Genomic DNA, 1329 nt, shown 5'->3' on the forward strand with positions numbered 1-1329 from the left:
TGTCAAGGCCCGGGTTTGTTAGAGACCGATCATTTGTTCTGTAGTGCAGATTCAGTCTCGGCAGCAGTCTGCTGCTGCCAGTAGAGGTCCTCGACCTCGGCCGGCGGCCGGTGATCGAGCTCGCCGTGCAAGCGTGTGGTGTTGTACCAGTGGACCCACTCAGCGGTCGCGATCTCGACGGCGTTCATCGAGCGCCACGGCCCCTTCCGGTAGATCAACTCGTGCTTGTACAGCGAGTTCAACGCTTCGGCCATCGCGTTGTCATAGGAGTCGCCGCGCGAGCCGACCGAGGCGACGGCGCCGGCCTCGGCGAGGGCCTGGGTGTAGCGGATCGCCCGATACTGGACACCCCGGTCGGAATGGTGGATCAGGCCGGAGATGTCCTGCCCGGACCGCCGGCGCAGCCACAGACCCATCGCTAACGCGTCGATTGCCAGGTCGGCGAACATGCGGGTCGAGGTCTGCCAGCCGACGATCATCCGCGAGAACACGTCCAACACGAACGCGACATACACCCAGCCGACGTCGGTCCGAACGTAGGTGATGTCGGCGACCCACAGTTGATTCGGTGCGGTCGCACTGAACGCGCGGTCCACGAGATCAGCCGGGCGTTCGGTCTCCGGTGCGGGTTTGGTGGTGCGCGGGAACTTGCCCCGCACGACGCCACGTATCCCCAGGTCACGGCACAATCGTTCGACTGTGCACTTGGCTACGGTGATCCCGCGGCGGGCGAGGGCGGCGCGGATCTTGCGGCGGCCGTAGATGCCGCCGGAGTCTTCGTAGACGTCCATGATCTGCTCCTTCAGGTACTCGTCTCGGACCGCGCGGGCCGACGGGGCGCGGCCTCGGGCGGCGTAGTAGGTCGATGGCGCGATCGCACACCCGGCCTCGGTGAGGGCGGCGGCGATCGCCTCGACTGGCCATCGATGACGATGCTGGTCGATGAAACCGACGATCAGCGGTGTGGCCGGTCGAGCTCGGCCGCGAAGAAAGCCGACGCGGCCTTCAAGATCTCGTTCGCCCGCCGCAACTCGGAGACTTCCTTCTCCAACTGGCGGATCCGTTCGATATCCGACACCGTCTCGATGCCGGGGGCTTCGGCTTGGCCGGCGTCGACGCGGCGCACCCAGTTACGCAGGGTTTCAGGATTGATATCGAGTTGCTTGGCGATCCGAGCCAACGCGCCGTGCGCGGTCTCGGGATCCTTACGAGCATCGATGACCATGCGCGTGGCACGGTCACGCAACTCCTTCGAGTACTTCGATGGGCGAGGCATGAAACAAGTGTCCCTTCCGGTCAAACCTGTCTCCATCAAACCCGGGACGATTC

Annotated in this window: 1 pseudogene; it reads right to left on the reverse strand. The window is 64.8% G+C overall.

What is annotated here, in order from left to right:
* Positions 1-29: 29 nt before the first annotated feature.
* A pseudogene (locus GH2_RS21090) lies at positions 30-1276 on the reverse strand (IS3 family transposase).
* Positions 1277-1329: the final 53 nt, after the last annotated feature.

This window comes from Gordonia hydrophobica NBRC 16057 (genome assembly GCF_001592365.1).
GTDB classification, from domain to species: Bacteria; Actinomycetota; Actinomycetes; order Mycobacteriales; family Mycobacteriaceae; genus Gordonia; species Gordonia hydrophobica.